15 protein-coding genes and 3 rRNA genes are annotated in these 25078 nt (G+C 65.0%); 6 read left to right on the plus strand and 12 right to left on the minus strand.

From position 1 onward, the window contains the following. Position 1: 1 nt before the first annotated feature. The 3 genes from dctA to FFF93_RS04045 all read right to left on the minus strand — a co-directional run bounded on the left by dctA (position 2) and on the right by FFF93_RS04045 (position 3703). Entirely contained in the window at positions 2-1405 is a 1404-nt protein-coding gene (gene dctA / locus FFF93_RS04035) for a C4-dicarboxylate transporter DctA (RefSeq protein ID WP_138770054.1), read from the minus strand. 138 nt (positions 1406-1543) lie between these two features. After that, positions 1544-2641 carry a tartrate dehydrogenase gene (locus FFF93_RS04040; protein ID WP_138770053.1) on the minus strand — a complete coding sequence of 366 codons (1098 nt, stop codon included), beginning with the start codon at positions 2639-2641 and terminating at the stop codon, positions 1544-1546. 117 nt (positions 2642-2758) lie between these two features. Next, entirely contained in the window at positions 2759-3703 is a 945-nt protein-coding gene (locus FFF93_RS04045) for a LysR family transcriptional regulator (protein ID WP_261375285.1), read from the minus strand. Positions 3704-4396: 693 nt separating this feature from the next. Between FFF93_RS04045 and FFF93_RS04050 the strand changes: the two genes are divergently transcribed. From FFF93_RS04050 to FFF93_RS04065, 4 genes are all read left to right on the plus strand, one after another. After that, positions 4397-5921, plus strand: a 16S ribosomal RNA gene (locus FFF93_RS04050). 497 nt (positions 5922-6418) lie between these two features. After that, positions 6419-9542 (plus strand): 23S ribosomal RNA (locus FFF93_RS04055). A 245-nt stretch (positions 9543-9787) separates the two neighbouring features. Further along, a 5S ribosomal RNA gene (rrf, locus tag FFF93_RS04060) occupies positions 9788-9904 on the plus strand. The 16S, 23S and 5S rRNA genes sit together here, the layout of an rRNA operon. Positions 9905-10057: 153 nt before the next feature. Then, a complete protein-coding gene (locus FFF93_RS04065) occupies positions 10058-10906 on the plus strand; it encodes an SDR family NAD(P)-dependent oxidoreductase (RefSeq protein WP_138770052.1) in 849 nt (282 codons plus the stop codon). A gap of 175 nt (positions 10907-11081) precedes the next feature. On the opposite strand, the gene FFF93_RS04070 is transcribed toward FFF93_RS04065, so the two are convergent. The 8 genes from FFF93_RS04070 to FFF93_RS04105 all read right to left on the minus strand — a co-directional run bounded on the left by FFF93_RS04070 (position 11082) and on the right by FFF93_RS04105 (position 22398). Continuing rightward, entirely contained in the window at positions 11082-12932 is a 1851-nt protein-coding gene (locus FFF93_RS04070; protein WP_138770051.1) for a bifunctional diguanylate cyclase/phosphodiesterase, read from the minus strand. Positions 12933-13153: 221 nt separating this feature from the next. After that, a complete protein-coding gene (locus FFF93_RS04075; protein WP_186372225.1) occupies positions 13154-15313 on the minus strand; it encodes a bifunctional diguanylate cyclase/phosphodiesterase in 2160 nt (719 codons plus the stop codon). Between the two features lie 35 nt (positions 15314-15348). Next, positions 15349-17088, minus strand: a complete 1740-nt coding sequence (locus tag FFF93_RS04080) for a bifunctional diguanylate cyclase/phosphodiesterase (RefSeq protein ID WP_138770555.1) — start codon at positions 17086-17088, stop codon at positions 15349-15351. A gap of 152 nt (positions 17089-17240) precedes the next feature. Then, positions 17241-18650, minus strand: coding sequence for a UDP-glucose/GDP-mannose dehydrogenase family protein (locus FFF93_RS04085; protein WP_138770050.1), 1410 nt, complete (start codon positions 18648-18650; stop codon positions 17241-17243). After that, on the minus strand, positions 18647-19825 hold the full coding sequence (locus tag FFF93_RS04090; RefSeq protein WP_138770049.1) for a glycosyltransferase family 1 protein: 1179 nt from the start codon (positions 19823-19825) through the stop codon (positions 18647-18649). Before FFF93_RS04090 ends, FFF93_RS04085 begins: the two co-directional genes overlap by 4 nt. A 210-nt stretch (positions 19826-20035) precedes the next feature. Further along, complete coding sequence (locus FFF93_RS04095; protein WP_138770048.1) at positions 20036-20284, minus strand: hypothetical protein; 249 nt, start codon at positions 20282-20284, stop codon at positions 20036-20038. Then, positions 20277-21713 carry a flotillin family protein gene (locus FFF93_RS04100; protein ID WP_138770047.1) on the minus strand — a complete coding sequence of 479 codons (1437 nt, stop codon included), beginning with the start codon at positions 21711-21713 and terminating at the stop codon, positions 20277-20279. The genes FFF93_RS04095 and FFF93_RS04100 overlap by 8 nt, the downstream gene beginning before the upstream one ends. A 217-nt stretch (positions 21714-21930) precedes the next feature. Continuing rightward, a complete protein-coding gene (locus FFF93_RS04105; protein WP_138770046.1) occupies positions 21931-22398 on the minus strand; it encodes a DUF4383 domain-containing protein in 468 nt (155 codons plus the stop codon). A gap of 155 nt (positions 22399-22553) precedes the next feature. On the opposite strand from FFF93_RS04105, the gene FFF93_RS04110 reads away from it, so the two are divergent. Further along, positions 22554-23876 carry a DUF6350 family protein gene (locus FFF93_RS04110; protein ID WP_138770045.1) on the plus strand — a complete coding sequence of 441 codons (1323 nt, stop codon included), beginning with the start codon at positions 22554-22556 and terminating at the stop codon, positions 23874-23876. 13 nt (positions 23877-23889) lie between these two features. On the opposite strand, the gene FFF93_RS04115 is transcribed toward FFF93_RS04110, so the two are convergent. Then, positions 23890-24321: a hypothetical protein gene (locus tag FFF93_RS04115; protein ID WP_138770044.1), complete on the minus strand. Its 432-nt coding sequence runs from the start codon at positions 24319-24321 to the stop codon at positions 23890-23892. A 39-nt stretch (positions 24322-24360) separates the two neighbouring features. On the opposite strand from FFF93_RS04115, the gene purN reads away from it, so the two are divergent. Further along, positions 24361-24942, plus strand: coding sequence for a phosphoribosylglycinamide formyltransferase (gene purN, locus FFF93_RS04120; protein ID WP_138770043.1), 582 nt, complete (start codon positions 24361-24363; stop codon positions 24940-24942). Positions 24943-25078: the final 136 nt, after the last annotated feature.

Below are 25078 nucleotides of genomic sequence, written 5' to 3' on the forward strand. Positions count from 1 at the left end.
GTCAGCTGGTTTCCGAGTAGGCGGGGCGGCGGTCGTAGGCGGTGACGTCGTCGTCGACGTCGGTGACCTCGTCGCTGGCGACGGCATTTTCCTGGGGGAGGGGCTCGACGAGCTCGCCGGCGAAGACGCGACGGGCCCGGTCTGCGTCAAGGGTCCGGTCCCACCAGGCGATGAAGAGCGTGGCGACGGCGTTGCCGGTGAAATTGACCAGCGCGCGGCACTCCGACATGAACTTGTCGATGCCGAAGATGAGCATGATGCCGGCGGCGGGGATGGTGCCGATCGTGGCCAGCGTGGCGGTCAGGGCAATGAAGCCGCCGCCCGCGACGCCGGCAGCGCCCTTGGAAGTCAGCAGCATCACGGCGATGAGGCCAAGCTGCTGGCCGATGCTCAGGGACGTGTTGGTGGCCTGGGCGATGTAGACGGCGGCCAGCGAAAGGTAGATGGCTGCGCCGTCGAGGTTGAAGCTGTACCCGGTGGGGACGACCAGCCCGACGGTTTCCTTCTTCACCCCGGCGTGCTCGAGTTTGCGCATCAGGCCCGGCAGTGCCGGTTCGGCGGTGGAGGTGCCGAGGATGAGCAGGTACTCCTCCTTGAGGTGGCGGATCATCGTGAAGATGTTCAGCTTGAGGAAGGCCATGACGGAGCCGAGGACCACCACGACGAAGAGGATGGAGGTGACGTAGAAGAGGGCGATCAGGCCGCCCATGCTGGTAAGTGAGGAGACCCCGTACTTTCCCACTGCGAAGGCCATGGCCCCGAAGGCGCCGATGGGGGCGGCTTTCATGATGAAGCCCAGGATCTTGAACATCACACCGGTGAGGCGCTGGACGCCGTCCAGGACGGGCGCACCGACCCTGCCCATGGCGTTCAGGGCGATGCCGAAGACGACGGCGATGAAGATGATCTGGAGGATGTCGCCTTCAACAAAGGGTCCGATGATGCTGTTGGGAATGATGTGGGTGAGGAACTGCCACCATTCCTGCTTCGCCCCGGCGTCGATGAGTTTGGCCGCGGAGTCCGAGGTCTTGATGGAGCCCGCGTTGGCATTGACGCCGTCGCCGAGACGGAAGATGTTGATGGCGACGAGGCCGAAGATCAGGGCGAGGATGGTGCCGACCTGGAAGTAGGTGAGGGCCTTCAGCCCGGTCATCCCCACTTTCTTGAGGTCGGCGACGCTGGCGATGCCGCCCACGATGGTCAGGAACACGATGGGGCCGATGAGCATTCGCATGGCGTTGACGAAGGTGGTCCCGATGGGTTCCATGGCGATCCCGACGGTCGGGGCGAGCCAGCCGACGATAATGCCGATGAGAATGGCGGTCAGTACCCAGAAGTACAACTGCCGGTACCAGGGTGTCTTGGGTGCCCGCGTTGCTGCGCCGGCGGTGGTGATGTGTTCCATGCTTCCTACCTCATTGTGGAATATCGCTGGATTGGTCTGGTGTACAAAAGTGGCGGAAAGGGCGACGGCGGTATGCCGCGCCGCCGCCCTCTCCGGGCTCGTGGGGGCTCGTGCGCTGCGGTGGCTAGACGGCGGCTGCTAGACGGCGGCGAGGGTGCGGGTCAGTGCCTCGATGATGGCGTCGGTGACGTCGTCCGTGCTGGCGTCGCCACCGACGTCGCGGGTCAGATGACCGGCCGCTGTGGTCTGCTCGATCGCGGCTTCCACCTGGCGGGCCTCTTCATGCAGGCCGAAGTGGTCCAGCATCAGGGCGGCGCTGGCGATCGCGCCGATCGGGTTGCTGATGCCCTTGCCCGCAATGTCCGGGGCGGACCCGTGAACCGGTTCGAACATGGACGGGAAACGGCGCTCCGGGTTCAGGTTTGCGCTTGCCGCCAGGCCGAGGCTGCCGGCCAGGGCCGAGCCGAGGTCCGAGAGGATGTCGGCGTTGAGGTTGGAGGCGACGACGACGGACAGGTCCTCCGGCTTGAGGATGAACTTCGCGCTCATCGCGTCGACCAGGACGCTCTCGGTCGCTACGTCCGGGTAATCGAGGGCCACCCGCTGGAAGGTTTCGTCCCACAGCACCATGCCGTACTGCTGGGCGTTGGACTTCGTCACCGAGGAGACCTTCTTGACCGTGCGGGTCCGGGCGAGGTCGAAAGCGAACCGGATGATCCGTTCGCAGCCCTTTTCGGTGAAGAGGGCCGTCTGGAGCGCGACCTCGTTGCCGGGTCCGCGGCCGCTGAGGTTCCGGCCTCCCAGTCCGGCGTACTCGCCTTCGCTGTTCTCGCGGACCACCATCCAGTCGAGTTCGGTGTGGTCGGCCTTGCGGAGCGGGGACTGGATGCCGGGGAGGAACTTCACCGGCCGGACGTTGGCCCACTGGTCGAAGTTCTGTGTGATGTTCAGCCGCAGGCCCCAGAGGCTGATGTGGTCCGGCACGTTCTCCCAGCCGACTGCGCCGAAGTAGATGGCGTCAAAGTTCTTCAGGGCCTCGAGGCCGCGGGGGTCCATCATCTGGCCGGTCTTCTCGTAGTAGCCGCAGCCCCAGGGGAACTCGGTCCACTCGAAGGCGAACTTCCCGTCGGAGTTCCGGGCGAGGGCTTCCAGGACGCGGCGGCCGGCGGAGACGACCTCCTTGCCGACGCCGTCGGCCGGGATGGAAGCAATGCTGAATTTCTGGGCGGCGCTCATGTGCCTACCTCCTCGTTGAGTGTGTTAGCAGCGTCACGCTGCTGGTCCTCTTCAAGTAAACGGGCTGGCTGCGGCGGGCGTCCAAGACCAAGAATCGATACCGCAAATAGGCTCTGCCTATCTGTTGTGGTCCTCGTCGTGGCCGGTGGCGGGGGCGGAGTCCTGGCCACGAGCTGCCAGTGATGCGTGAAGCTCCGCGACTTTGAGGAACGCCCGGGCGGCCGGGGTGAGGTCTTCCTTACGGCTCAGGATGGCGACGTCGAGGTGCGAGACGGGCTCGATCAGCAGGGTGCGGAGCCCGGACTTGTGCGCCAGGGGAGCCCAGGATGACGGCATCACGGCGTGTCCGACACCGGCCAGGACCAGCGGCAGGATGGAGGTCCGGTGGGCCACCTCAACGACGATTTCGGTGCTGACGCCGCGGGCCACGGCATCGTCGACCAACCAGCGCATCAGGGAGCCTCGCTGGCTGGCGATCAGCCGGTGTCCGCCCAGATCCTCACGCTGAATTGCAGTTCCCGGGCCGAACGTGTCCTTCTCGGGGTTGACGATCAGGATGAGCGGCTGGCGCTCCAGCTCCAGGACCTGCACGCCCGGGACCCGGATCGGGGTGGGTGAGCCGGCCACGCCGATCTCCGAGCTGCCGCTGCGGACGGACTCGATGACCTCTTCCGGCGTAAACGCGGCACTGACGTTGAGGCGCACCGAGGGATGCGCGTGGACAAACTCGGCGATCATGGACGTCAGCGGCTCGATACCCGGTGAAGGCATGGTGATGATGTCCAGCCGCCCGCTGCGCACGCCGCGCAGCGCCTGCACGGCGGACTGTGCGGCATCCAGGTCCCGCATGACGAGCCGGGCGGGGCCGACGAGTTCCTTGCCCGCTTCACTGAGAACAGCGCGTCGGCCGATCCGGTGGAAGAGCGGGACGCCGAGCTCCTTCTCCAGGCCGGCGATGGTCTGGGAGAGGGAGGGCTGCGCGATCAGCAAATGCTCCGCGGCACGGCTGAATCCGTCGTGGTCAACGACGGCCAGGAAATATTTCAATTTCCGGGTATCCATGCCGGCTCCTTCACCGTTCGGTTCTGATGGTTCGCCGCTGCCGGCCAGGGTTTCGATACGTGCCGCGCGGAAGCATGGATAGCCTACGCCTATCAGCGCACCCCTTGGATGGGCATGCCCAAGCTTTGGTCGTCCGTCGTGTGACCCACTCCATAGAAGCCCGACGTCGGCCGCCTGGCCGTTTGGGGGCCGCTGCGGCGGCCGGAATCCGCGTAATTCCAGCGAATATGACGTCGCGGGGCACCCCTTGGGGGTCGATTTGTTCCGGGTCGGGTTGGTGTGTAAAGTAGTTCGAGTCGCCGCCGCTGATGCGGAAAGATAGCGACCGACCCCCTTCTAAACGGCCTGGAAAATGGTTCGCAAATTTGCGTGCTGATTTCGGGTGGGGGCCTGCTGTGTGGGACTGGTAATCGCGGAAACGTTGATTTGCTTAGGACCGTGTGAGCGGGTAAGTTTGAAAAGTTGCTCCGGAGCGATCCGCGGCCCTGAGGGGTTGTGGTGGTGCCGGGTGTGTCTGTTGTTTGAGAACTCAATAGTGTGCCAAGTTTGTTGATACCAATTTATTGTATTGAATTGGTTGAATTTGCCGGATCCGCCACCCCGTGGTGTGGTCTGGTGTTTTTAGCTGGTTTCAAATTTTGTGCAGCCTGGTTATCCCGTTTTCCCGGGGTTCCTGGTTGTGTCTGTTTTACTTCAACGGAGAGTTTGATCCTGGCTCAGGATGAACGCTGGCGGCGTGCTTAACACATGCAAGTCGAACGATGATCCCAGCTTGCTGGGGGATTAGTGGCGAACGGGTGAGTAACACGTGAGTAACCTGCCCTTAACTCTGGGATAAGCCTGGGAAACTGGGTCTAATACCGGATATGACTCCTCATCGCATGGTGGGGGGTGGAAAGCTTTATTGTGGTTTTGGATGGACTCGCGGCCTATCAGCTTGTTGGTGAGGTAATGGCTCACCAAGGCGACGACGGGTAGCCGGCCTGAGAGGGTGACCGGCCACACTGGGACTGAGACACGGCCCAGACTCCTACGGGAGGCAGCAGTGGGGAATATTGCACAATGGGCGCAAGCCTGATGCAGCGACGCCGCGTGAGGGATGACGGCCTTCGGGTTGTAAACCTCTTTCAGTAGGGAAGAAGCGAAAGTGACGGTACCTGCAGAAGAAGCGCCGGCTAACTACGTGCCAGCAGCCGCGGTAATACGTAGGGCGCAAGCGTTATCCGGAATTATTGGGCGTAAAGAGCTCGTAGGCGGTTTGTCGCGTCTGCCGTGAAAGTCCGGGGCTCAACTCCGGATCTGCGGTGGGTACGGGCAGACTAGAGTGATGTAGGGGAGACTGGAATTCCTGGTGTAGCGGTGAAATGCGCAGATATCAGGAGGAACACCGATGGCGAAGGCAGGTCTCTGGGCATTAACTGACGCTGAGGAGCGAAAGCATGGGGAGCGAACAGGATTAGATACCCTGGTAGTCCATGCCGTAAACGTTGGGCACTAGGTGTGGGGGACATTCCACGTTTTCCGCGCCGTAGCTAACGCATTAAGTGCCCCGCCTGGGGAGTACGGCCGCAAGGCTAAAACTCAAAGGAATTGACGGGGGCCCGCACAAGCGGCGGAGCATGCGGATTAATTCGATGCAACGCGAAGAACCTTACCAAGGCTTGACATGGGCCGGACCGGGCTGGAAACAGTCCTTCCCCTTTGGGGCCGGTTCACAGGTGGTGCATGGTTGTCGTCAGCTCGTGTCGTGAGATGTTGGGTTAAGTCCCGCAACGAGCGCAACCCTCGTTCCATGTTGCCAGCGCGTAATGGCGGGGACTCATGGGAGACTGCCGGGGTCAACTCGGAGGAAGGTGGGGACGACGTCAAATCATCATGCCCCTTATGTCTTGGGCTTCACGCATGCTACAATGGCCGGTACAAAGGGTTGCGATACTGTGAGGTGGAGCTAATCCCAAAAAGCCGGTCTCAGTTCGGATTGGGGTCTGCAACTCGACCCCATGAAGTCGGAGTCGCTAGTAATCGCAGATCAGCAACGCTGCGGTGAATACGTTCCCGGGCCTTGTACACACCGCCCGTCAAGTCACGAAAGTTGGTAACACCCGAAGCCGGTGGCCTAACCCCTTGTGGGAGGGAGCTGTCGAAGGTGGGACTGGCGATTGGGACTAAGTCGTAACAAGGTAGCCGTACCGGAAGGTGCGGCTGGATCACCTCCTTTCTAAGGAGCACCTACAACAACCCCGCCCCGCGTTATGTGGGTGTGGTGGTGTTGTCAGGAGTACGCCCGTTGCGCAGACGCTAGTTCTGCGGCGGGTGCTCACGGGTGGAATATCAACAAATAGGTGCCTGGCGGCACAGGCCGGCAGTTAGTACGGTTCCTCCCTCGGGGGGTTCCTGGAACGCTCGCCGGAATGAACTGCCAGGTAGTGTTTGGCACACTGTTGGGTCCTGAGACAACAGGACCGGGTGTCCGTGGCCTTTTGGGGTTGTGGTGTCCGGGACTTGTGTTTCTGGTTTCCCGGCTGCAGCGAGCATGCATTCTTTTGGGGTGTGTGGGGTGTGTGGTACGGGGTTGTTGTTTGAGAACTACATAGTGGACGCGAGCATCTTTTATAAGAAGCAATTTCCAAGAATATGAACCTGGATCTGTCCTTGCGCCTTTGGGTGTGGGGGTGGTTTTCATGGTTCTCTCGAAATTACTCCTTGATCTTTTGTGGTCAAGTTTTTAAGAGCACACGGTGGATGCCTTGGCATTAGGAGCCGAAGAAGGACGTAGGAATCTGCGATAAGCCTGGGGGAGTCGATAACCGGACTGTGATCCCAGGGTGTCCGAATGGGGAAACCCCGCCAGACGCGCGAGTGATCTGGTGACCCGCATCTGAACACATAGGGTGCGTGGAGGGAACGCGGGGAAGTGAAACATCTCAGTACCCGCAGGAAGAGAAAACAATAGTGATTCCGTCAGTAGTGGCGAGCGAACGCGGATCAGGCTAAACCGTTCCATGTGTGATAGCCGGCGGGCGTTGCATGGTCGGGGTTGTGGGACTTTCCGTTCTGTCTCTGCCGGGACAGTGGGGTGAGAGCATGTGCATAGGTGAACGGTCTTGAAAGGCCGGCCAGAGAGGGTGTGAGCCCCGTAACCGAAATGTAGTGTGCCGCCTGGGAAGTATCCCAAGTAGCACGGGGCCCGAGAAATCCCGTGCGAATCTGTCAGGACCACCTGATAAGCCTAAATACTCCCTAATGACCGATAGCGGACCAGTACCGTGAGGGAAAGGTGAAAAGTACCCCGGGAGGGGAGTGAAACAGTACCTGAAACCGTGTGCTTACAATCCGTCGGAGCAGCCTTGTAGTTGTGACGGCGTGCCTTTTGAAGAATGAGCCTGCGAGTTAGTGTTACGTCGCGAGGTTAACCCGTGTGGGGAAGCCGTAGCGAAAGCGAGTCTGAACAGGGCGTTGCAGTGGCGTGATCTAGACCCGAAGCGAAGTGATCTACCCATGGCCAGGTTGAAGCGACGGTAAGACGTCGTGGAGGACCGAACCCACTTCAGTTGAAAATGGAGGGGATGAGCTGTGGGTAGGGGTGAAAGGCCAATCAAACTTCGTGATAGCTGGTTCTCCCCGAAATGCATTTAGGTGCAGCGTTGCGTGTTTCTTACCGGAGGTAGAGCTACTGGATGGCTAATGGGCCCTACAAGGTTACTGACGTCAGCCAAACTCCGAATGCCGGTAAGTGAGAGCGCAGCAGTGAGACTGTGGGGGATAAGCTTCATAGTCGAGAGGGAAACAGCCCAGACCACCAACTAAGGCCCCTAAGCGTGTGCTAAGTGGGAAAGGATGTGGAGTTGCGAAGACAACCAGGAGGTTGGCTTAGAAGCAGCCATCCTTAAAAGAGTGCGTAATAGCTCACTGGTCAAGTGATTCCGCGCCGACAATGTAGCGGGGCTCAAGTACACCGCCGAAGTTGTGGCATTCAGATATTAGCTAAGCCCTTGTGGTTCAGGCGTCTGGATGGGTAGGGGAGCGTCGTGTGGGCAGTGAAGTCGCGGTGGAAACCAGCGGTGGAGCCTACACGAGTGAGAATGCAGGCATGAGTAGCGAAAGACGGGTGAGAAACCCGTCCGCCGAATGATCAAGGGTTCCAGGGTCAAGCTAATCTGCCCTGGGTAAGTCGGGACCTAAGGCGAGGCCGACAGGCGTAGTCGATGGACAACGGGTTGATATTCCCGTACCGGCGAAAAACCGCCCATGCTGAACAGGGGATACTAACCGCCCGAGACCTGCCCGATCACCCTTGTGGTGTGAGGGTTTTGGTGGAGCGCGGGACCTGATCCTGGGAGGCAAGCGTATTAACAGGTGTGACGCAGGAAGGTAGCCGAGCCGGGCGATGGTTGTCCCGGTCTAAGGATGTAGGGCGAACGGTAGGCAAATCCGCCGTTCATGATGCCTGAGACCCGACGGGACCCCCGTATGGGGGGATTCGGTGATCCTATGCTGCCTAGAAAAGCATCGACGCGAGGTTTTAGCCGCCCGTACCCCAAACCGACACAGGTGATCAGGTAGAGAATACTAAGGCGATCGAGAGAATTATGGTTAAGGAACTCGGCAAAATGCCCCCGTAACTTCGGGAGAAGGGGGGCCCCTATCGTGATGGACACTAGCTGTCCGGAGCGTGCAGGGGCCGCAGAGACCAGGGGGAAGCGACTGTTTACTAAAAACACAGGTCCGTGCGAAGTCGCAAGACGATGTATACGGACTGACTCCTGCCCGGTGCTGGAAGGTTAAGAGGACCGGTTAGCCGCAAGGCGAAGCTGAGAATTTAAGCCCCAGTAAACGGCGGTGGTAACTATAACCATCCTAAGGTAGCGAAATTCCTTGTCGGGTAAGTTCCGACCTGCACGAATGGAGTAACGACTTCCCCGCTGTCTCAACCATAAACTCGGCGAAATTGCAGTACGAGTAAAGATGCTCGTTACGCGCAGCAGGACGGAAAGACCCCGAGACCTTTACTATAGTTTGGTATTGGTGTTCGGAGTGGCTTGTGTAGGATAGGTGGGAGACGTTGAAGCCCGGACGCCAGTTCGGGTGGAGTCATCGTTGAAATACCACTCTGGTCACTTTGGACATCTAACTTCGGCCCGTAATCCGGGTCAGGGACAGTGCCTGATGGGTAGTTTAACTGGGGCGGTTGCCTCCTAAAAAGTAACGGAGGCGCCCAAAGGTTCCCTCAGCCTGGTTGGCAATCAGGTGTCGAGTGTAAGTGCACAAGGGAGCTTGACTGTGAGAGAGACATCTCGAGCAGGGACGAAAGTCGGGACTAGTGATCCGGCGGTACATTGTGGAATGGCCGTCGCTCAACGGATAAAAGGTACCTCGGGGATAACAGGCTGATCTTGCCCAAGAGTCCATATCGACGGCATGGTTTGGCACCTCGATGTCGGCTCGTCGCATCCTGGGGCTGGAGTAGGTCCCAAGGGTTGGGCTGTTCGCCCATTAAAGCGGTACGCGAGCTGGGTTTAGAACGTCGTGAGACAGTTCGGTCCCTATCCGCTGCGCGCGCAGGAAATTTGAGAAGGGCTGTCCTTAGTACGAGAGGACCGGGACGGACGAACCTCTGGTGTGTCAGTTGTACTGCCAAGTGCACCGCTGATTAGCTACGTTCGGATGGGATAACCGCTGAAAGCATCTAAGCGGGAAGCTCGCTTCGAGATGAGATTTCCATACACCTTGTGTGTGAGAGGCCCCCAGCCAGACCACTGGGTTGATAGGCCGGATGTGGAAGCGAGGACTAACGACTCGTGAAGCTGACCGGTACTAATAGGCCGATAACTTACACCACACACCCACCCCGCGAACTTTATTCAAAAGGAGTTCGCACCAGGGGCGGGTAAAAAGAAACAAGATTGCTTGCGTCCACTATGTGGTTCCCAAACAACAAACCCGTCGCCAGACGAAACGTTGCACAGGAACCAACAACAAAATAACAACACCACAACTGCACCAAGTGCAGCGAACATGTTGTAACCACAAGATTTCCCACCCAGGGGACGGCTTTCACAGCCCCCGCGGGTGCGGACACAGGGTTACGGCGGTCATAGCGTGGGGGAAACGCCCGGTCCCATTCCGAACCCGGAAGCTAAGACCCACAGCGCCGATGGTACTGCACCCGGGAGGGTGTGGGAGAGTAGGTCACCGCCGGACAACCATTACAGCCAGGCCCCGCCACACAGTGTCGGGGCCTGCGCCATTTAACACCCGAAAGAGGCCGGGTTCGAACGGAACACCGGCCGGCTGTTCAGCGTTGATTACCCTTGAGTAGCTTGACCCATTGAAGCAACGACCACGGGAGATCCCATGACTGCACGGACCATCGTTATCACCGGCGCCAGCGACGGCATTGGGGCGTCCGCAGCCCGGACGCTGGCCGCCCAAGGGGAGAACGTCGTCGTCGTGGGGCGCTCCAAGGAGAAGACGGAGCAGATCGCGGCGGAGCTAGGAGCCGACTATTTCGTCGCCGACTTTGCCGAACTGGCGCAGGTGCGGCGGCTCGCGGCGCAGCTGAAAGAGAAGTATCCGCGGATCGACGTCCTGGCGAACAACGCCGGCGGGATCATGGGCGCCCGGGAGCTGACCGTGGACGGCCATGAGAAAACGTTTCAGATCAACCACCTGGCACCGTTCCTGCTCACCACCGAGCTGATGGACGTGCTCACCGCCAGCAATGCCACGGTCATCAACACCTCCAGCGCCGCCAACTCGCTCTACGGCCGGCTGGACATCGACGATCTCGAGGTCGCGAACAAATACTCCGTCAACCTGGCCTACGGCAATGCGAAGCTGGAGAACATCCTCTTTACCGCCGAGCTGCACCACCGGTACCACGCGGCCGGCATCTCCACGGCGGCGTTCCACCCCGGGGTGGTCGCGACCAACTTCGCCGCCGAGACCACGAGCCCCTTCCGCTTCATGTACCGCAGCTTCCTCAACCGGTTCATGCTGTCCCCGGAGCAGGGCGCAGACACCCTGGTATGGCTCGCTACGGCCACGCCGGGCCAAGAGTGGGCCTCCGGGGCATATTACGCCAAGCGGGCCTTGGCGAAGGCTAACAAGCAGGCGTACGACGCCGGGCTGGCCAAGGAGCTGTGGGAGCGCAGCGCGGCCATGGTGGCGCAGGACGTCGATAAGCTCGATCCCCGGGGCTGACAGGCGCAGGATCACGACGTTCCAGCCCAGTTGTTGCCGTCGGCAGGAGGCGGACGCCGCGCCAACTCACGGTGGACCGGGCTGCGGGAGGGCCGCTGAGCGTAGTAACCGGGCAGGAACGTTAGCCCGTGGCCACACACCGCGCCGCCGGAGCTGAGGGACCGTGGGGGCGGGCCTACCCCGCGGCTTCGACCTTGTCGATCGCGGTGAGGGCGCTTTCCATCGTGCCGGCGAGGTCGCTGGCCGGGGCGGGCTTGGCGAACAGGTAGCCCTGCAGCGAGTCGCAGCCCAGATCCATCAGGTACTTGGCCTGCGCCGGCGTCTCGATGCCCTCGGCCGTGACCTTCAGGCCCAGGTTTTGGGCCGCGTTGATCATGGTGCGGAAGAAGGGCAGGTGTTCCTTGCCGGTCTTGATCATCGCCACGAAGGACCGGTCGATCTTGACCTTGTCCAGCGGGAGTTCCTTGAGCCGGCCCAGCGTCGAGTACCCGGTGCCGAAGTCGTCCATCGCGATCCGTACGCCGGCCTCGCGCAGCTGCCGGAGCTGGCGGAGCACGTCCGAATCGGCGTCGAAGAACACACTCTCGGTCAGCTCGAGCACCAGCTGGCGCGGGTCCACCCCGGTCGAGGCGACGATGCCCAGGACGTCGGTGGCGAAGTCGCGGTGCTGGAACTGCAGGCCGGAGACGTTCACGGCCACGCTGTACGTCGCATCGCCGGCGAGCCAGGGCCGGATCTCGGCGCAGGCGCGGCGCATGACCTCGTCGCCGATCTCGCGGATCAGCCCGCTCTGCTCGGCCACGGGCAGGAACTGGTTCGGCGGAACCAGCTTGCCGTGCCGCTCCCAGCGCGCGAACGCCTCGAACTGCACCACGGCGCCCAGCCCGGGGGACACCACCGGCTGGTAGTGGACCGAGATCTGGCCCAGCTCAACGGCCTGCCGCAGCCCGGTCTCGCCCTGGGCCTTGTGCGCGGGGGTGTTCAACATCTCCGGCCGGAACTGCAGCCAGGTGTTCTTCCCCGCAGCCTTGGCCGCCGTCATGGCCGAGTCCGCCTGCCGCAGCAGTTCGGCTCCGTCATGGGTCTGCGGTGTCTTGGACGCCAGGCCCATGCTCACCCCGGGCCGCACCGTGGAGCCGCCGATCCGTGCCGGGACGTACAGCGACTCGGAGATCCGCTTCGCAACGGCGCCGGCGTTGAGGCACTCAGTCAGCAGCACCACGAATTCGTCGCCGCCCAGCCGAGCCACGGTGTCGTGCGGGCGGACACAGTTGCGCAGCCGGCTGGCTACTTCCACCAGGAGCTCGTCCGCGGCGGAGCGGCCCAGCATGTCGTTGTAGCTCTTGAAATCGTCGACGTTCAGCAGCAGCACGTCCACCGGATCCGGCCGCCGCAGCGCCGCGGCGAGCCGTTCGTTGAACAGCGTGCCGTTGGGCAGCCCGGTCAGCGTGTCCCGCAGCACCGCCGCCTTCAGTTGGTCGTCCTGCTCGGCGGGCGTGAGGCGGGGGAGGACGCCGGTGGTGCCGGGCACCAGTTCGGCCTCCAGCGGGGACGTCCGACGGCGGGGCGCGGCAGCGGCTGCCGGGGCGCCGGCGTCGTGCGCGGGTGCGGACTGACTCGCGGCGATAGAGGGCCTGGCGGTGGCGGGGCGGACGGAGAGCGCGACGGCGGCGTCGCTGCCGGTGCTCCCAGCCGCGGGCGGCAGCGCCGCGCAGGTGATTTCCAGGGCGAACTCGGAGGCGTCCCCGCGTCGGCCCGCGCCGGCGAAGGGCAGCCGTGTGGCGCCGGCTCCGCGGCCGGCGACGCCGGAGTTCCCGGTCGCCAGCCCTGTGAGGAGCTGGTGGAAGTCCTCCCGGGAGGCCTCGGCCAGCAGCAGGCTGTAGTCGGCACCGAGCAGCTGCGCCCGGGAGTAGCCGAAGAGCCGTTCCGCGGCGTTGTTCAAGAAAGAGATGGATCCATCCGGGGCAAGCAGAACGAGGGCGTCGGGGCTGTGCTCCAGCACCGTCTGTGCGAATGCTGCGTCCATAATGTGTACTGCCCCCAAAAGCGTGGATCTGTGAATGGTGGCGCACCGCGGGAATCCCTTGGGGGTTCGCTGCGGACCGCGACTGCTGAAATCATATGTGTTCGTCAGCACACTCTCACGCCGCCCCGACGGTATTTGCAAAAGCGTCCGAATGTGTCGTCTGGGCGCCCAGACTGGGTGCCCGCTGCTGCCCCGGAATCAGCGCCAGATACGCCCCCGGACTACAACGCGACAGCGGCTTCCTGCAGTGCCTCGATGGCCTCGGAGGACTGGGCCACAGCCGCCGCCCGGCGCGCCTCCGGCACCGGACGGGAGAACAGGTAGCCCTGCAGGGCGTCGCACTCGTGCTCCATCAGATACCGGGCCTGGGTGGGCGTTTCGATGCCCTCCGCCGTCACCCGCAGGCCCAGGCTGTGCGCCATGTGGATCATCGAGGTCAGGATGGGAAGCCGCTCCTCGCCGGTGTGCAGCATGGAAACGAACGACTTGTCGATCTTCACCGCGTCCACGGGGAGTTCCTGCAGGCGTCCCAATGAGGAGTAGCCGGTGCCGAAGTCGTCAAGCGCCACCCGGATCCCGGCAGCACGCAGGGTGATCAGCTGCTGGATCACGTGGGAGTCGGCGTCGAAGAACACGCTTTCCGTGACCTCGATGACCAGTTGGTGCGGATCGACCCGGCTCCACGCGGCAATGTCCAGCACCCGCTCGGCAAAGTCCTTGTGCTGCAGCTGCACGCCGGAGACGTTCACGGCGAGGGTCCGGCCGGGATCCTCGGCCAGCCAGGGCTGCAGCTCGGTGCAGCTCTGCCGGAGCACCTCGGCCCCGATGTCACGGATCAGGCCGCTGCGCTCTGCGGTCTGGATGAAGGCGTCCGGGGCCATCAGTTCCCCGTCGCGTTCCCAGCGGGCCAGGGCCTCGAACTGCACCACCTCGCGCCGGTTCGTGGAAACCACGGGCTGGTAGAAGACGGTGATCTGACCGAGTTCGACGGCGCGGCGCAGCCCCGCGGTCAGCTGGGTGCGTTCCAGCAGGGTGGCCAGCATCTCCGGCTGGAAGTGCACGTAGCAGTTTTTGCCGGCCTCCTTGGCGGCGTACATGGCCACGTCCGCCTGCCGCAGCAGCTCGGAGGAGGACATGCTCTCCGCCCCGCGCGTCGCCACGCCCAGGCTCAGCCCCGGGCGCATCAGGGTCCCCTCGATGGAGACCGGGGCATTCAGGGTGCCCACGATCCGCTGCGCCACGGCGTCGGAGTCGTTGCAGCCCTCCAGCAGGACCACGAATTCGTCGCCGCCCAGCCGGGCCACGGTGCCGTGCGGTCCCACGCAGTTCTGCAGCCGGCGGGAAATTTCCACCAGCATCTGGTCTCCGGCGTGGTGGCCCAGGATGTCGTTGACTTCCTTGAAGTCGTCCAGGTCAAGCAGCAGCACCGCCACCGGGCCCGAGGTCTCCAGCGCTGCCGTGGCGCGTTCGTTGAACAGCATGCGGTTGGCCAGCCCGGTCAGCGGGTCCTGGAAGGCCAAGGCCTTGAGCTGGTCGGCCTGCTGGGCCAGCTCGTCGAGGGCGCGCCGGGCCTGGTCCTGCGCCATGATCCGCGTGGTCACGTCGCGGAAGTTCCAGATCCGGCCCACCACTTCGTCCGCGACCTTCTGCGGGCGCGAATACAGTTCCACGGTGCGGCCGTCCTTGAACTCCAGCAGGTCCTGGCTGTGCAACTCGTGGTTGGCGTACAGCTCGGCAACCTTGGCCTTGAAGGAGTCCGGGTCCAGCAGCTGCTTGGCGATGAACCGGACCAGCGCGGAGGCGTCATCCTCCGCCAGGATCTCGCGCGGCATGCCCCACAGCCGCAGGTATTGTTCGTTGACGCCGGTGATCTGGCCGGTGTTGGATACCACGACGATGCCGTCCGCCGTCGTCTCCAGGGTCGCGTCGAGGAGCGAGACGGCGTGGCGCCGCCCGGCGTCGTCGTCCACGCGGTGGGTGGTCTCCCGTACCGCAACCGCCATCGAGGTTTTCGCGCGCGTCGTGACCAGGGAACAGGTCAGTTCCAGCGGGATTTCGGTGCCGTTGCGGTGCAGCCCGACGGCGGGAAAGGGCTTGGTGCCGAAGGTGCCCGCGCGGCCGAGGCGGCTCAGGACCCGTAGGAACCCGCCGCGGTCATCCTCCACCAGGAGGCGGGTGTGCACCAGGCCGACCAGCTGCTCCGAGGTGTACCCGAACAGGCGTTCGGCGGCCGGGTTGAGGAAGGAGATGGTTCCGTCGGTGTTGAGCAGCAGCAACCCATCGGGGCCCTGCTCAAGCAGGGTCTCCGCCAGTCCTTGTTCCACGTCGATGCCAGCCCCCAGGCGCTTGATTTCCCATTCCACCGACAGGGCGGTGGTCATTAAACTTCAAGCATCATAGGGCCATGAGACTCAAATCACAGCACCGGTTGCCTTTGGGCGGCAGTGTCGGCGCGCAGCGCGGTGATGGTCTGCGTTGACGCCTGGAGCGCAGCGGGGAGCTCAGACGCCGGCTTTGGCTTGGAAAACAGGAAACCCTGAAGGGAATCGCAGCCGCGCCTCATCAGGTATCCCGCCTGCTCCGGGGTCTCGACGCCCTCTGCGGTGACGGTCAGGCCCAGGCCGTGGGCCATGTCGATCATGGAGTTGAGGATGGGCAGGCGCTCGTCGCCGGTGCGGATCATGGCGACGAAGGACTGGTCGATCTTGAGCGTGTCCACGGGCAGGTCCTGGAGCCGCCCCAGCGAGGAGTAGCCGGTGCCGAAGTCGTCCAGCGCCACCCGCACTCCGGCGCTGCGGAGTTGCAGCAGCTGGCGCTGGACCAGGCAGTCGTCGTCGAAGAAGACACTCTCGGTGACCTCCACCACCAGCTGGTGCGGATCGACGCCGCAGGAGCCGGCGGTGGCGAACAGCAGCTCAGGGAAGTTGCCGTGCTGCAGCTGCACGCCGGAGACGTTGACGGCGAGCGACCGGGTGGGGTCCTCGGCAAGCCAGGACACGAGCTCGGTGCAGCCGCGGTGCAGGACCTCGGTGCCGATTTCCACGATCAGGCCGCTGCGTTCGGCGGTGGGGATGAACTGCTGCGGCGGGACCAGGACACCGTCGCGTTCCCAGCGGGCCAGCGCCTCAACCTTGACCACGGTGCCCAGCCGGGCCGAGACGATCGGCTGGTAATGCACGGTGATCTCCCCGCCGTCGACGGCGGCCCGCAGCCCGGCCTCGAGGTCGGTGCGTTCGAGCAGGGCCGCCATCATTTCCGGGCGGAAGCGCAGGTAGCGGTTCTTGCCGGCGGCCTTGGCCGCGTACATGGCGATGTCCGCGCGGCGGAGCAGCTCGGAGGCGTCGTCTGCGCCTTCGCCGATGGAGGCCAGGCCCAGGCTCAGGCTGGGCCGCAGCATCGTGCCGTCGAGCCAGACCGGCACCCCCAGGGATTCGACGATCCGCTCGGCGGCGGCGTCGGCGTCGAGCGAACCGACCAGCAGTACCACGAACTCGTCGCCGCCCAGCCGTGCTACAACGTCGCTGGGCCGGACGCAGGCGCGGAGCCGGCGGCCCACCTCGATCAGCATCTGGTCCCCGGCGTGGTGGCCGTGGACGTCGTTGACTTCCTTGAAATCGTCCAGGTCCAGCAGAAGGACGTCGACGGCGGTCCCGCAGGGCCCGGCCAGCGCGTGCGCCAGCCGGTCGTTGAAGAGCTGGCGGTTGGAAAGCCCGGTCAGCGGATCCTGGAATGCGAGCCGCTTCAGCTGGCTGGCCTGCGCCGCGAGATCCGCCATCGCCCGGTTGATCTGGTCCTGGTCGCGCCGGGCCTGGGTGACGTCGCGGAAGCTCCAGACGCGGCCCACTACCCGGTCTTCAACCTTTTGCGGGCGCGAATAGCGTTCAAAGGTGCGTCCGTCGCGGAAGCGCAGCACGTCGTGGCTCTCGGCATCCGGGTCCGCGTAGAGGGCGGTGACCTTCTCAACGAAGGCATCGGGATCCACCAGCTGGCCCATCACGGAGCCGATCACGGCCTCGTCGTCGCCGGCGTCCACAAGCTCGCGCGGGATGCCCCACATCGAAAGGAACTTGTTGTTCACGGAAGAGATCCGGCCCGCGGCGCTGACCACGAGGATGCCGTCTGCGGTGGACTCCAGCGTGGCTGAGAGCAGGGACATGGCTTCGCGGAGCCGGGCGTCCTCTTCGGTGCGCGCTGAAGTGCTCACCCGGACACGACCGGATGAATCTGAGACCTACGATGCTGCATGCTGAATCCTCCCCTCAGAAATCATAGGGGGCGCAGCGCGGCCCGGGCGCCACGGCGCGGGACTCAGCCGGCGGAGGCGGGCCGGCCGGGTGCAGCGGCGGCCTGGCTTGCGGCCTGGCTTGTGGTCCTGGCCTGGGCCTCTGCCCTGCCCAGCCCGCGCACGGTCCAGCCCGCCGCCGCCCAGGCTGCGGCGTCGAGTGCGTTCCGGGCGTCCAGCACCGTCCGACGCCGGACCAGGTCCCCGGCCGCCGCAGGCGAGAGGCCCCGGTAGGCCTCCCATTCGGTCAGCAGCAGCACCAGCTCGGCACCGTCGAGCGCCTGTTCGGTGGAGGCCTCGAAGCGCAGCTGCGGGTAGCGCAACCACGCGTTGTTGATCGCGGCCGGGTCAGTGACGGTGACGTGCGCACCGGCGTCCGCCAGTTGCTGCGCCACGTCCAGGGCGGGGGAGTCGCGGATGTCATCGGTGTCCGGTTTGAACGCCGCTCCCAGCACGGTCACCCGCCGGCCGCCCAGCTGGCCGCCGCACAGCTCCCGGGCGGCTTCCACCGTGCGGGAGCGCTGGCCCTGGTTGATGCCGTCCACCGTGGCCATCCAGGCGTCCACCGAGTCCACGCCCAGGGCGGCGGCCTGCACCCGGAGCGAGCGGATGTCCTTGGGCAGGCAGCCGCCGCCGAAGCCGAGGCCGGCGTGCAGGTAACGGCCGCCGATCCGCGGATCCAAGCCCATCGCTTCGCCCAGCTCCGTCACGTCCGCACCGGAGGCCTCGCAGAGTTCGGCCATGGCGTTGATGAAGCTCAGTTTGGTGGCCAGGTAGGCGTTCGACGCCGACTTGATCAGTTCCGCCGTCGCGAAGTTGCAGATGATCCGGGGGATGCCGGCGCAGATCAGGGGTGCGTACACCGTGTCCAGGGCCGCAGTGACGGCCGCGCCGGCGCTGTCGGGATGACGCGCCGAATCCGCGCCGCCGGGTACGCCGTACACCAGCCGGTCAGGGACCAGTGAATCCTTGACGGCCGTCCCCTGGCGCAGGAACTCGGGGTTCCAGCCGAGGAGCACATCCGGCCGTCCGGCCAGCACACCGCGGAGCATGTCCACCGTTCCCACCGGCACGGTGGACTTGCCCACGACGGCGGCGCGCGGCGCCAGGAAGGGCAGCAGCGCCTGAGTGGCGGCCACCAGGTAGCTGAGGTCGGCGCCGTCGGAAGTCTTTGACTGCGGCGTGCCGACGCAGAGGAAGTGCAGCTCGGCGCCGGCGGTGTCGGCGAAGTTGGTGGAGAAGGCGAGCCGGCCGTTGGCGCGGCCGTCGCGCAGGAGCTCGTCCAGGCCGGGTTCGTAGAACGGGGCGGTGCCGCGGTCCAGCTGGGCCACCTTGGCGGCGTCGACGTCGATTCCCACCACCGAGTGCCCCATCGAGGCCAGGGTGGCCGCGTGCACGGCACCGAGGTAGCCGCAGCCGATCACGGAAATCTTCACAGGGTTGCTCCTCTGGTGGGGCTGGGGATGGTTGGGGTGGGGCTGCTAGGGCCGGGGGTGGCGGGTCTGGCCAGGGCCGCCTGGTAATGCAGCACCAGTTCCTCGCCCAGCGCGTGCCAGGTCCGGCCCTGGACCGAGGCGTGGGCGGCGGCGGCGAAGGCGCGACGCTTGGCGTCGTCGCCGGTCAGGTCCGTCACCCGGGCCCGCAGCGCGGCGAGGTCGCCGGGCGGGTAGAGCCAGCCGGTCCGCGAGTTCTCGACGAGGTCCAGTGGGCCGCCGCGGCCCGTGGCGACCACCGGGACACCGGATGCCATGGCCTCCTGGATGGTCTGGCAGAAGGTCTCGAACTCGCCGGGATGGACAAAGAGATCAAAGGAAGCGACAGCGCGGGCCAGCTCCTCGCCGCCGAGGAAACCGGTGAACACGGCCTGCGGGAGCGCGGCCTCAAGGGCGTCGCGCTGCGGACCGTCGCCGACGATCACCAGCTTGGTGCCGGGAACGTCCGCGAGCACCGCCAGATCCTGAACCTGTTTCTCCACCGCGAGCCGGCCCACGTAGCCGATGATGCGCTCGCCGCCGGGGGCAACGGCGGCCCGCCACGCGGCGTCGCGCTTGGCCGGGCTGAAGCGGGCGGTGTCCACCCCGCGCCGCCACATCTGAACCCGTGGAATGCCGCGGCCCAGGAACTGGTTCAGCGCGAACGTGGACGGGACCAGGGTGCGCGAGGCGAGCAGGTGGATCTGGTCCACCCGGTTCCAGGCCCAGTTCTCCAGGAACGGGACGCCGTACCGGGCCGCGTAGCCGGGGACCTCGGTCTGGTAGATGGCGACGCTGGGGATGCCAAGCTGGTGCGCGGCCTGGGCTGCCCGCCAGCCGAGCACGAACGGTGAGGCGAGGTGGACGACGTCGGGGGCGTAGTCGGCAAGGATTCGCTTGACCCGGGCCACACCGCCCAACGCCACCCGTACGTTCGTGTAGCCGGCCAAAGGCACGGAGGGAAGCCGGTGGACCTGAGCGCCGTGAACCTCGCCGGGGACGGCGGTGTCCTGGGTCGACGGCGCGATCACCAGCACCTCGTCCCCGCGGTCCTGCAGATGCTCCAGGACCCTCAGGATGGAGTGCGTGACCCCGTTCATCTGGGGCAGGAATGATTCGGCGACTAGTGCGATCCTCACGCCTCCACCGTGGCCGCGGCGGCTGACGGCGCGGGGTCACGGGTGTGGCCTGAGGGGGAAGAGTGGGTTAACAGGCGGCGGCCTCAGGCGCCCTCCAGCCCGTTGGCGCCCATTTGCCAGAGACGGCCGCTCAGACGGGCCTCGGAGCGGCCATCTCCGGCAAATGGACGCGGGGATCGACCCGCCCTTGCCTCCGGGCGCCCGGCAGCGTTAGCCGAGGCCGTCGTGCCGGAGCACGTCCGGGAGTTCGTCCACATAGACCGTCTGGGGCGGTTCGAAGTAGATCACCAGCACCTCGTCCCCGACGGCGAAGACGCTCGTTTTGTCGAAAGGGTGGGCGTGGAACGCGCTCGTGCCGCCACGGAAGGGCAGCATGACCTCTCCGATGGTGCCAGGCCCCACCCGTCCCGTGACCCGGCCGATCCTGCCAGTGAGGCTGCGGTCGACGTTCCTAGGCATCCGGAGCTTTCGGCGGTTGTTTGGCTGCCTGCCGGCCGTCCTTCAGTGCCGTCCGCAGCGCGGGCAGGTAGTCGCCCACCTGGGCCAGGATGCCGCCGATCATCCGGTTGATGCCTTCCCCGCCGTTGAGGACGGTGAGCTGCCCGACGTGGGCGAAAGGCTCGGCGGCCGCCGCAATGATGGCGGGCATGTTTTCGGCCAGTTGCTGTGAGATGACCGCGTCCTGGTTGGTGCCGAGCGCTTCGCCGCGGGCCTTGATGCCTTCCGCTTCGGCCAGCGCCTTGGCCTGGATCGACGACGCCGTGGCGTCACCGCGGGCTTTTGTGGCGGCAGCTTCCGCTTCGCCGGTGACGCGGGTGGCCCCGGCTGCGGCCGCGGCTGCCGTGGCGTTGGCCTGCGCCTGGAGCTCGGTGCGCCGGGCGTTGACCTGGGCCTCAAGCTCGGTCCGGCGGGCCAGCGCCTCGGCCGCGCTGATGTCGGCGGATTTCTGGCCCTCGGCCTCGGTGCGCTTGGCGTAGGCCTTGGCGTCCGCGGGTTTCCGGATGGTGGTCTGGAGTTTTTGTTCCTCGCGGTCCGCTTCGAGCTTGGCGACTTCGGTTTCCTGCACCACCACCTGCTGGCGCGCGGTCGCCTCCGCCAGCGGGCCGGCCTGGGCGGCGTTGGCACGGGCGCGTTCGGCGTTGGCCTGGGCCTCCGACTGCTTGATCGCGGACAGGCTCTGCGCGTCGGCGATTTGCGCGGCCGCCTCCGCCTCCCGCTCGGCCGCCTCCCGGTTGCGGGTGGCTTCGGCGATCCGGGCTTCCATCTTGACCTGCGCGATGTGCGGCTTGGCGATGTTCTGGATGTAGCCCGTGGGATCCTGGAGGTCCTTGATCTGGAGTGAGTCGACCACCAGGCCCAGCTTCTCCATCTCCACCCCGCTGGCGCTGCGGACCTGTGAGCCGAGTTTGTCGCGCTCGCGGATGATTTCCTCCACGGTCATGCTGCCGATGATGGACCGCAGGTGCCCCTCGAAGACGTTGTAGACCTGGCTCTGCATCTTGGGCTGTTGGCCGAGGAACCGGCGCGCGGCATTGGCGATGAAGGGCGGGGCATCCCCGATCTTGTAGATCACCACGCCCTCGACAATCACCTGGATGCCCTGGGACGTCACGCAGGAGACCTTGAGCTCGGTCTCGTTCAGGGTCAGGGACAGGGTCCGCACGGTCTGCAGGCCGGGGAACACCAGCGCCCCCTTGCCGGTGACGATTTTGAAGTCCATGCCGTCCCTGGTCTCCAGGGTGCCGCGGGTCAGGCCGGAGATGATCAGCGCCTCGTTCGGCTCGGCCACCTTCCACATCAGCTTGATCGCCACCCAGACGACGGCGACGACGAGGAGCGCCCCGGCGAGGATCGCGAGGAACGGGATAAAGGTTGAGAAGTCCGGCATGGAAAACCTTTCAGGTCGGTGAGTCAGGCCAGTCTGGGGTTCCGCCGTCGAATAAGTCCAGCATTTGGCGCAAAGCCCTGCCCGCGGACGCGGGGAAAAAGAGAAAGCTGGTGCGGACGCCTGAGTTACCTCGCAGCGTCCGCACCAGCAGGTAGTACGAATTATTGGATTGCTATGAAACGGTCCTCATTCGCGGCTCCCTTTTCCCGGTGTTCGCTTACCGGGTTTGTGCGTCATCGGCCAGATGCCTCGAAAGCAGCCAGCCGGCGCCAATCATTGCCACGCCCAGCACCAGGTGGGTCCAGTTGTCCATGGTGTTGAACGCAAGGAAATTGGCCGCCGACCCTACGCCGACGATCAGCCCGTAAACGCTGAAGATGATGTACAGCAGGCCAAAGCCCATGAGGAAGTTCCGGGCTCCCATGCCGTTGCGGGACATGGTCAAGCCGGTGGCGCCGATGGCCAGCTGGACGATGTTCAGCAGCATGGACACCTGGAACAGGCCGAGGAACATGGCCCGGGAATCGGGCCCGAAGAACCTCAGCTCGCTGTACTGCGTGGTGATGCCCGGGATGAACCCCAGGACGCCCACGACAATTAGGACAATACCCACACCCATGCCGACGTTTTGGACATCTGTCCGTCCGAAATGTACGCCGTGCGCATGTGGAGATGCGGTAGTCATTTTCTGCCTCCAACCAGTGATTGCGGACACTTTAAATTTTACGGCGGGGTAGGGGAAAAAGCGCCGCCGCGGGCCGTCCCGGCGGCTTGGAAATGCGGGGGAGAAAGCCTGTCGGAACGCCGGACACGGCCCGGCGCGTGGCACGATGGATCACGATGAAACTGCGCGCTGATCAGACCGGGGACCGTGGCCTTCCGATGCCTTTGTGGCTGCAGGGGGCGCTTGAGTCCGCACAGGCGGCAGTGATTTCCGCGCTCGCCGTGGTGGCACCCATCGTCGCGGTCTGGGCCACGGCCGGCTTCCGGGACGGTGGGTTTGAATTCCTCGCACGGCTCGCCGGCCAGGCGTGGCTGGTGATCCACGGGGTGCCCCTGCTGCTGGACACCGTCGGCGACGGCGCCGCGGCCCAGCCTGAATCAGGCGTCCTGTCGCTGGTCCCGCTGGGGCTCACCCTGATCCCGTTCCTGCTCGCCTGGCGCGCCGGCCGCCGGCTTGCCCGGGCTTCGTACACCGACCAGCTGTGGCAGGCGCTGCTCGGCTCCTGGCTGATGTACGGCGCCTTCGGGTTCGCCACCGGCTTCGTCTGCCGCACCGCCGAGGTGGGCGTCAGCCTCTGGTACGCCTCCATCGTCCCGCTGATCCCCTTTGCGCTCGGCATGGTGATAGGGGCCCGGCGTGAGGCGGGTTCCTGGAGCCGGCTGATCGGCGTCGACGCCGTCGCCTGGCTCTCGCGCACCAGCCAGCATTCGCGCTGGGCCGGCTCCTACCTCGGCTCCGTCCTCAAAGCCGGGTTCGTGGCGGTGATGGCCAGCCTGGCGATGGCCGCCACCTTGCTCACCGTCGACCTCCTCATTCACTGGAACCTCGTCATTGCGGTCTACGAAGCGCTCGACGCCGGCGCCGTGGGCGGTGCCGCCCTGACCATCGCCCAACTGGGTTACCTGCCCAACCTGGCCGTGTTTGCGCTCGCCTGGACGTCCGGCTCCGGCTTCGCGCTCGGCGTCGGCTCCCATGCCGGGCCGCTGGACACCGCCGTCGGGCCACTGCCCTCCATCCCGGTCTTCGCCGCGTTGCCCTCCGGCGCGCTGGAGTACGGTTTCGTGGCCCTGGTGGTGCCGGCCCTCGCCGGTGTCCTGGCGGGCTGGTGGTTCCTGCGCGAAGGCGAAAACCACTTTGACGAATGGCTCTCCATCAAGGTCAAGGCGCGCTGGTTCACCGCCACGGTTTCCACCCTGGTCCTGGGTGCCATGACCGGGGCCGTGGCGGGGCTGCTGGCCGCCGCGCTGGCCTGGCTGGCACGGGGATCGGCCGGTATTGGCAGGCTCACGGACATCGGCCCGGACCCGCTGATGACGGCGCTGTTCGTCGGGGTGGAAGCCGGCATTGGCGTCGTGATCGGCTACGCAGCGGGGCCGTGGCTGGAACGCCGGCAGAAACTGCATGAGGCGGACCTGGAGCTGGCCGCCGAGTCCGACTAATCCGGCAGCTGCTCTAGCGCAGCTGGGTGGGCATCGACTTTTCCAGCTCCGTCCGGCAGGCCGAGGCGGCCTGCTGGGTGAGTGCATGCCGGGCGCATTGCTGGTAGTCCCGGATCTGGTTGAAAAACACCGCGGACACCATGATCATCAGGGCCATCACCACGGTGACCACCAGACCGGAGATGGTTCCAAAAAGCACGAGGCGGGATTCCCGCAGTTTCGTGGCGCGGACCAGGAGCAGGACTCCGAGCACCAGCCCCGCGACGGTCAGGAGCGCGGCCAGCCAAAGGTAGTTGACGTCCAACTGGAACACGAAGAACGCCCCGAGCACCGCCACGATGAACATGCGGAACAGGTTGTGCGTCCTGAGCAGCGACGCTTTTGCCGCCTCGCTCCGCGGATTCTGGTTCCGCGGGCTTCCGCCGGGTACGAGGGGTGAATTCATATTTTCCAGCGTACGCGAGCGGCCCCATAAGCTAAGGCAATGCGCATTGTTGTCCTCGTCTCCGGCACCGGCTCCAACCTCCAGGCCGTCATCGACGCCGTCAAGACCGGCGAGCTGGACGTTGAGCTAGCCGCCGTCGGGGCGGACCGGCCCGGAACCTACGGTGTGGAGCGCTCCGCCGCCGCCGGAATCCCCACGTTCGTGGTGGACTTCAAGGCCTACCCGGACCGCGCCGCCTGGAACGCCGCGCTCACCCGGGCCGTGGCCGAGTATCGGCCCGACGTCGTCGTCTCTTCCGGCTTTATGCGCATTGTCAGCGCGGACTTCATCGAGGCGTTCGGGGGCAAATACCTGAACACCCACCCGGCCCTGCTGCCAGCCTTCCCCGGCGCGCACGGCGTACGCGACGCCCTGGCCTACGGTGTGAAGGTCACGGGGTGCACGGTGCACTGGGCCGACGCCGGCGTGGACACCGGGCCGATCATCGCGCAGGAGGCGGTGACCGTGGCGGACGGCGACACCGAGGAAACCCTGCACGAACGGATCAAGATCGTGGAACGGCGGCTGCTGGTTTCGACCCTCAAGGCCCTCGCCGCCGCGGCGGCCGCCCCGTCCAACTAACTCGCATTAGTGGTCGTTTGAGCCCTCAACCGACCCCGACCGCGGGCCCGTTTGGCCGCACCAAGTAGTAGTCGGCTGAAAAGCGAGTACCGGTCCAAAAAGTCGGGTAGTACCGGGCGAAAGTCGAGTATTCTGC

The organism is Arthrobacter sp. KBS0702, from assembly GCF_005937985.2.
GTDB lineage: Bacteria > Actinomycetota > Actinomycetes > Actinomycetales > Micrococcaceae > Arthrobacter.

Bases quoted from the DNA above. Each gene is read 5' to 3' on its own strand.
- dctA (WP_138770054.1), bottom strand. From the start codon at position 1,405: ATGGAACACATCACCACCGCCGGCGCAGCAACGCGGGCACCCAAGACA.
- FFF93_RS04040 (WP_138770053.1), bottom strand. From the start codon at position 2,641: ATGAGCGCCGCCCAGAAATTCAGCATTGCTTCCATCCCGGCCGACGGC.
- FFF93_RS04045 (WP_261375285.1), bottom strand. From the start codon at position 3,703: ATGGATACCCGGAAATTGAAATATTTCCTGGCCGTCGTTGACCACGAC.
- FFF93_RS04065 (WP_138770052.1), top strand. From the start codon at position 10,058: ATGACTGCACGGACCATCGTTATCACCGGCGCCAGCGACGGCATTGGG.
- FFF93_RS04070 (WP_138770051.1), bottom strand. From the start codon at position 12,932: ATGGACGCAGCATTCGCACAGACGGTGCTGGAGCACAGCCCCGACGCC.
- FFF93_RS04075 (WP_186372225.1), bottom strand. From the start codon at position 15,313: ATGACCACCGCCCTGTCGGTGGAATGGGAAATCAAGCGCCTGGGGGCT.
- FFF93_RS04080 (WP_138770555.1), bottom strand. From the start codon at position 17,088: ATGTCCCTGCTCTCAGCCACGCTGGAGTCCACCGCAGACGGCATCCTC.
- FFF93_RS04095 (WP_138770048.1), bottom strand. From the start codon at position 20,284: ATGCCTAGGAACGTCGACCGCAGCCTCACTGGCAGGATCGGCCGGGTC.
- FFF93_RS04100 (WP_138770047.1), bottom strand. From the start codon at position 21,713: ATGCCGGACTTCTCAACCTTTATCCCGTTCCTCGCGATCCTCGCCGGG.
- FFF93_RS04105 (WP_138770046.1), bottom strand. From the start codon at position 22,398: ATGACTACCGCATCTCCACATGCGCACGGCGTACATTTCGGACGGACA.
- FFF93_RS04110 (WP_138770045.1), top strand. From the start codon at position 22,554: ATGAAACTGCGCGCTGATCAGACCGGGGACCGTGGCCTTCCGATGCCT.
- FFF93_RS04115 (WP_138770044.1), bottom strand. From the start codon at position 24,321: ATGAATTCACCCCTCGTACCCGGCGGAAGCCCGCGGAACCAGAATCCG.
- purN (WP_138770043.1), top strand. From the start codon at position 24,361: ATGCGCATTGTTGTCCTCGTCTCCGGCACCGGCTCCAACCTCCAGGCC.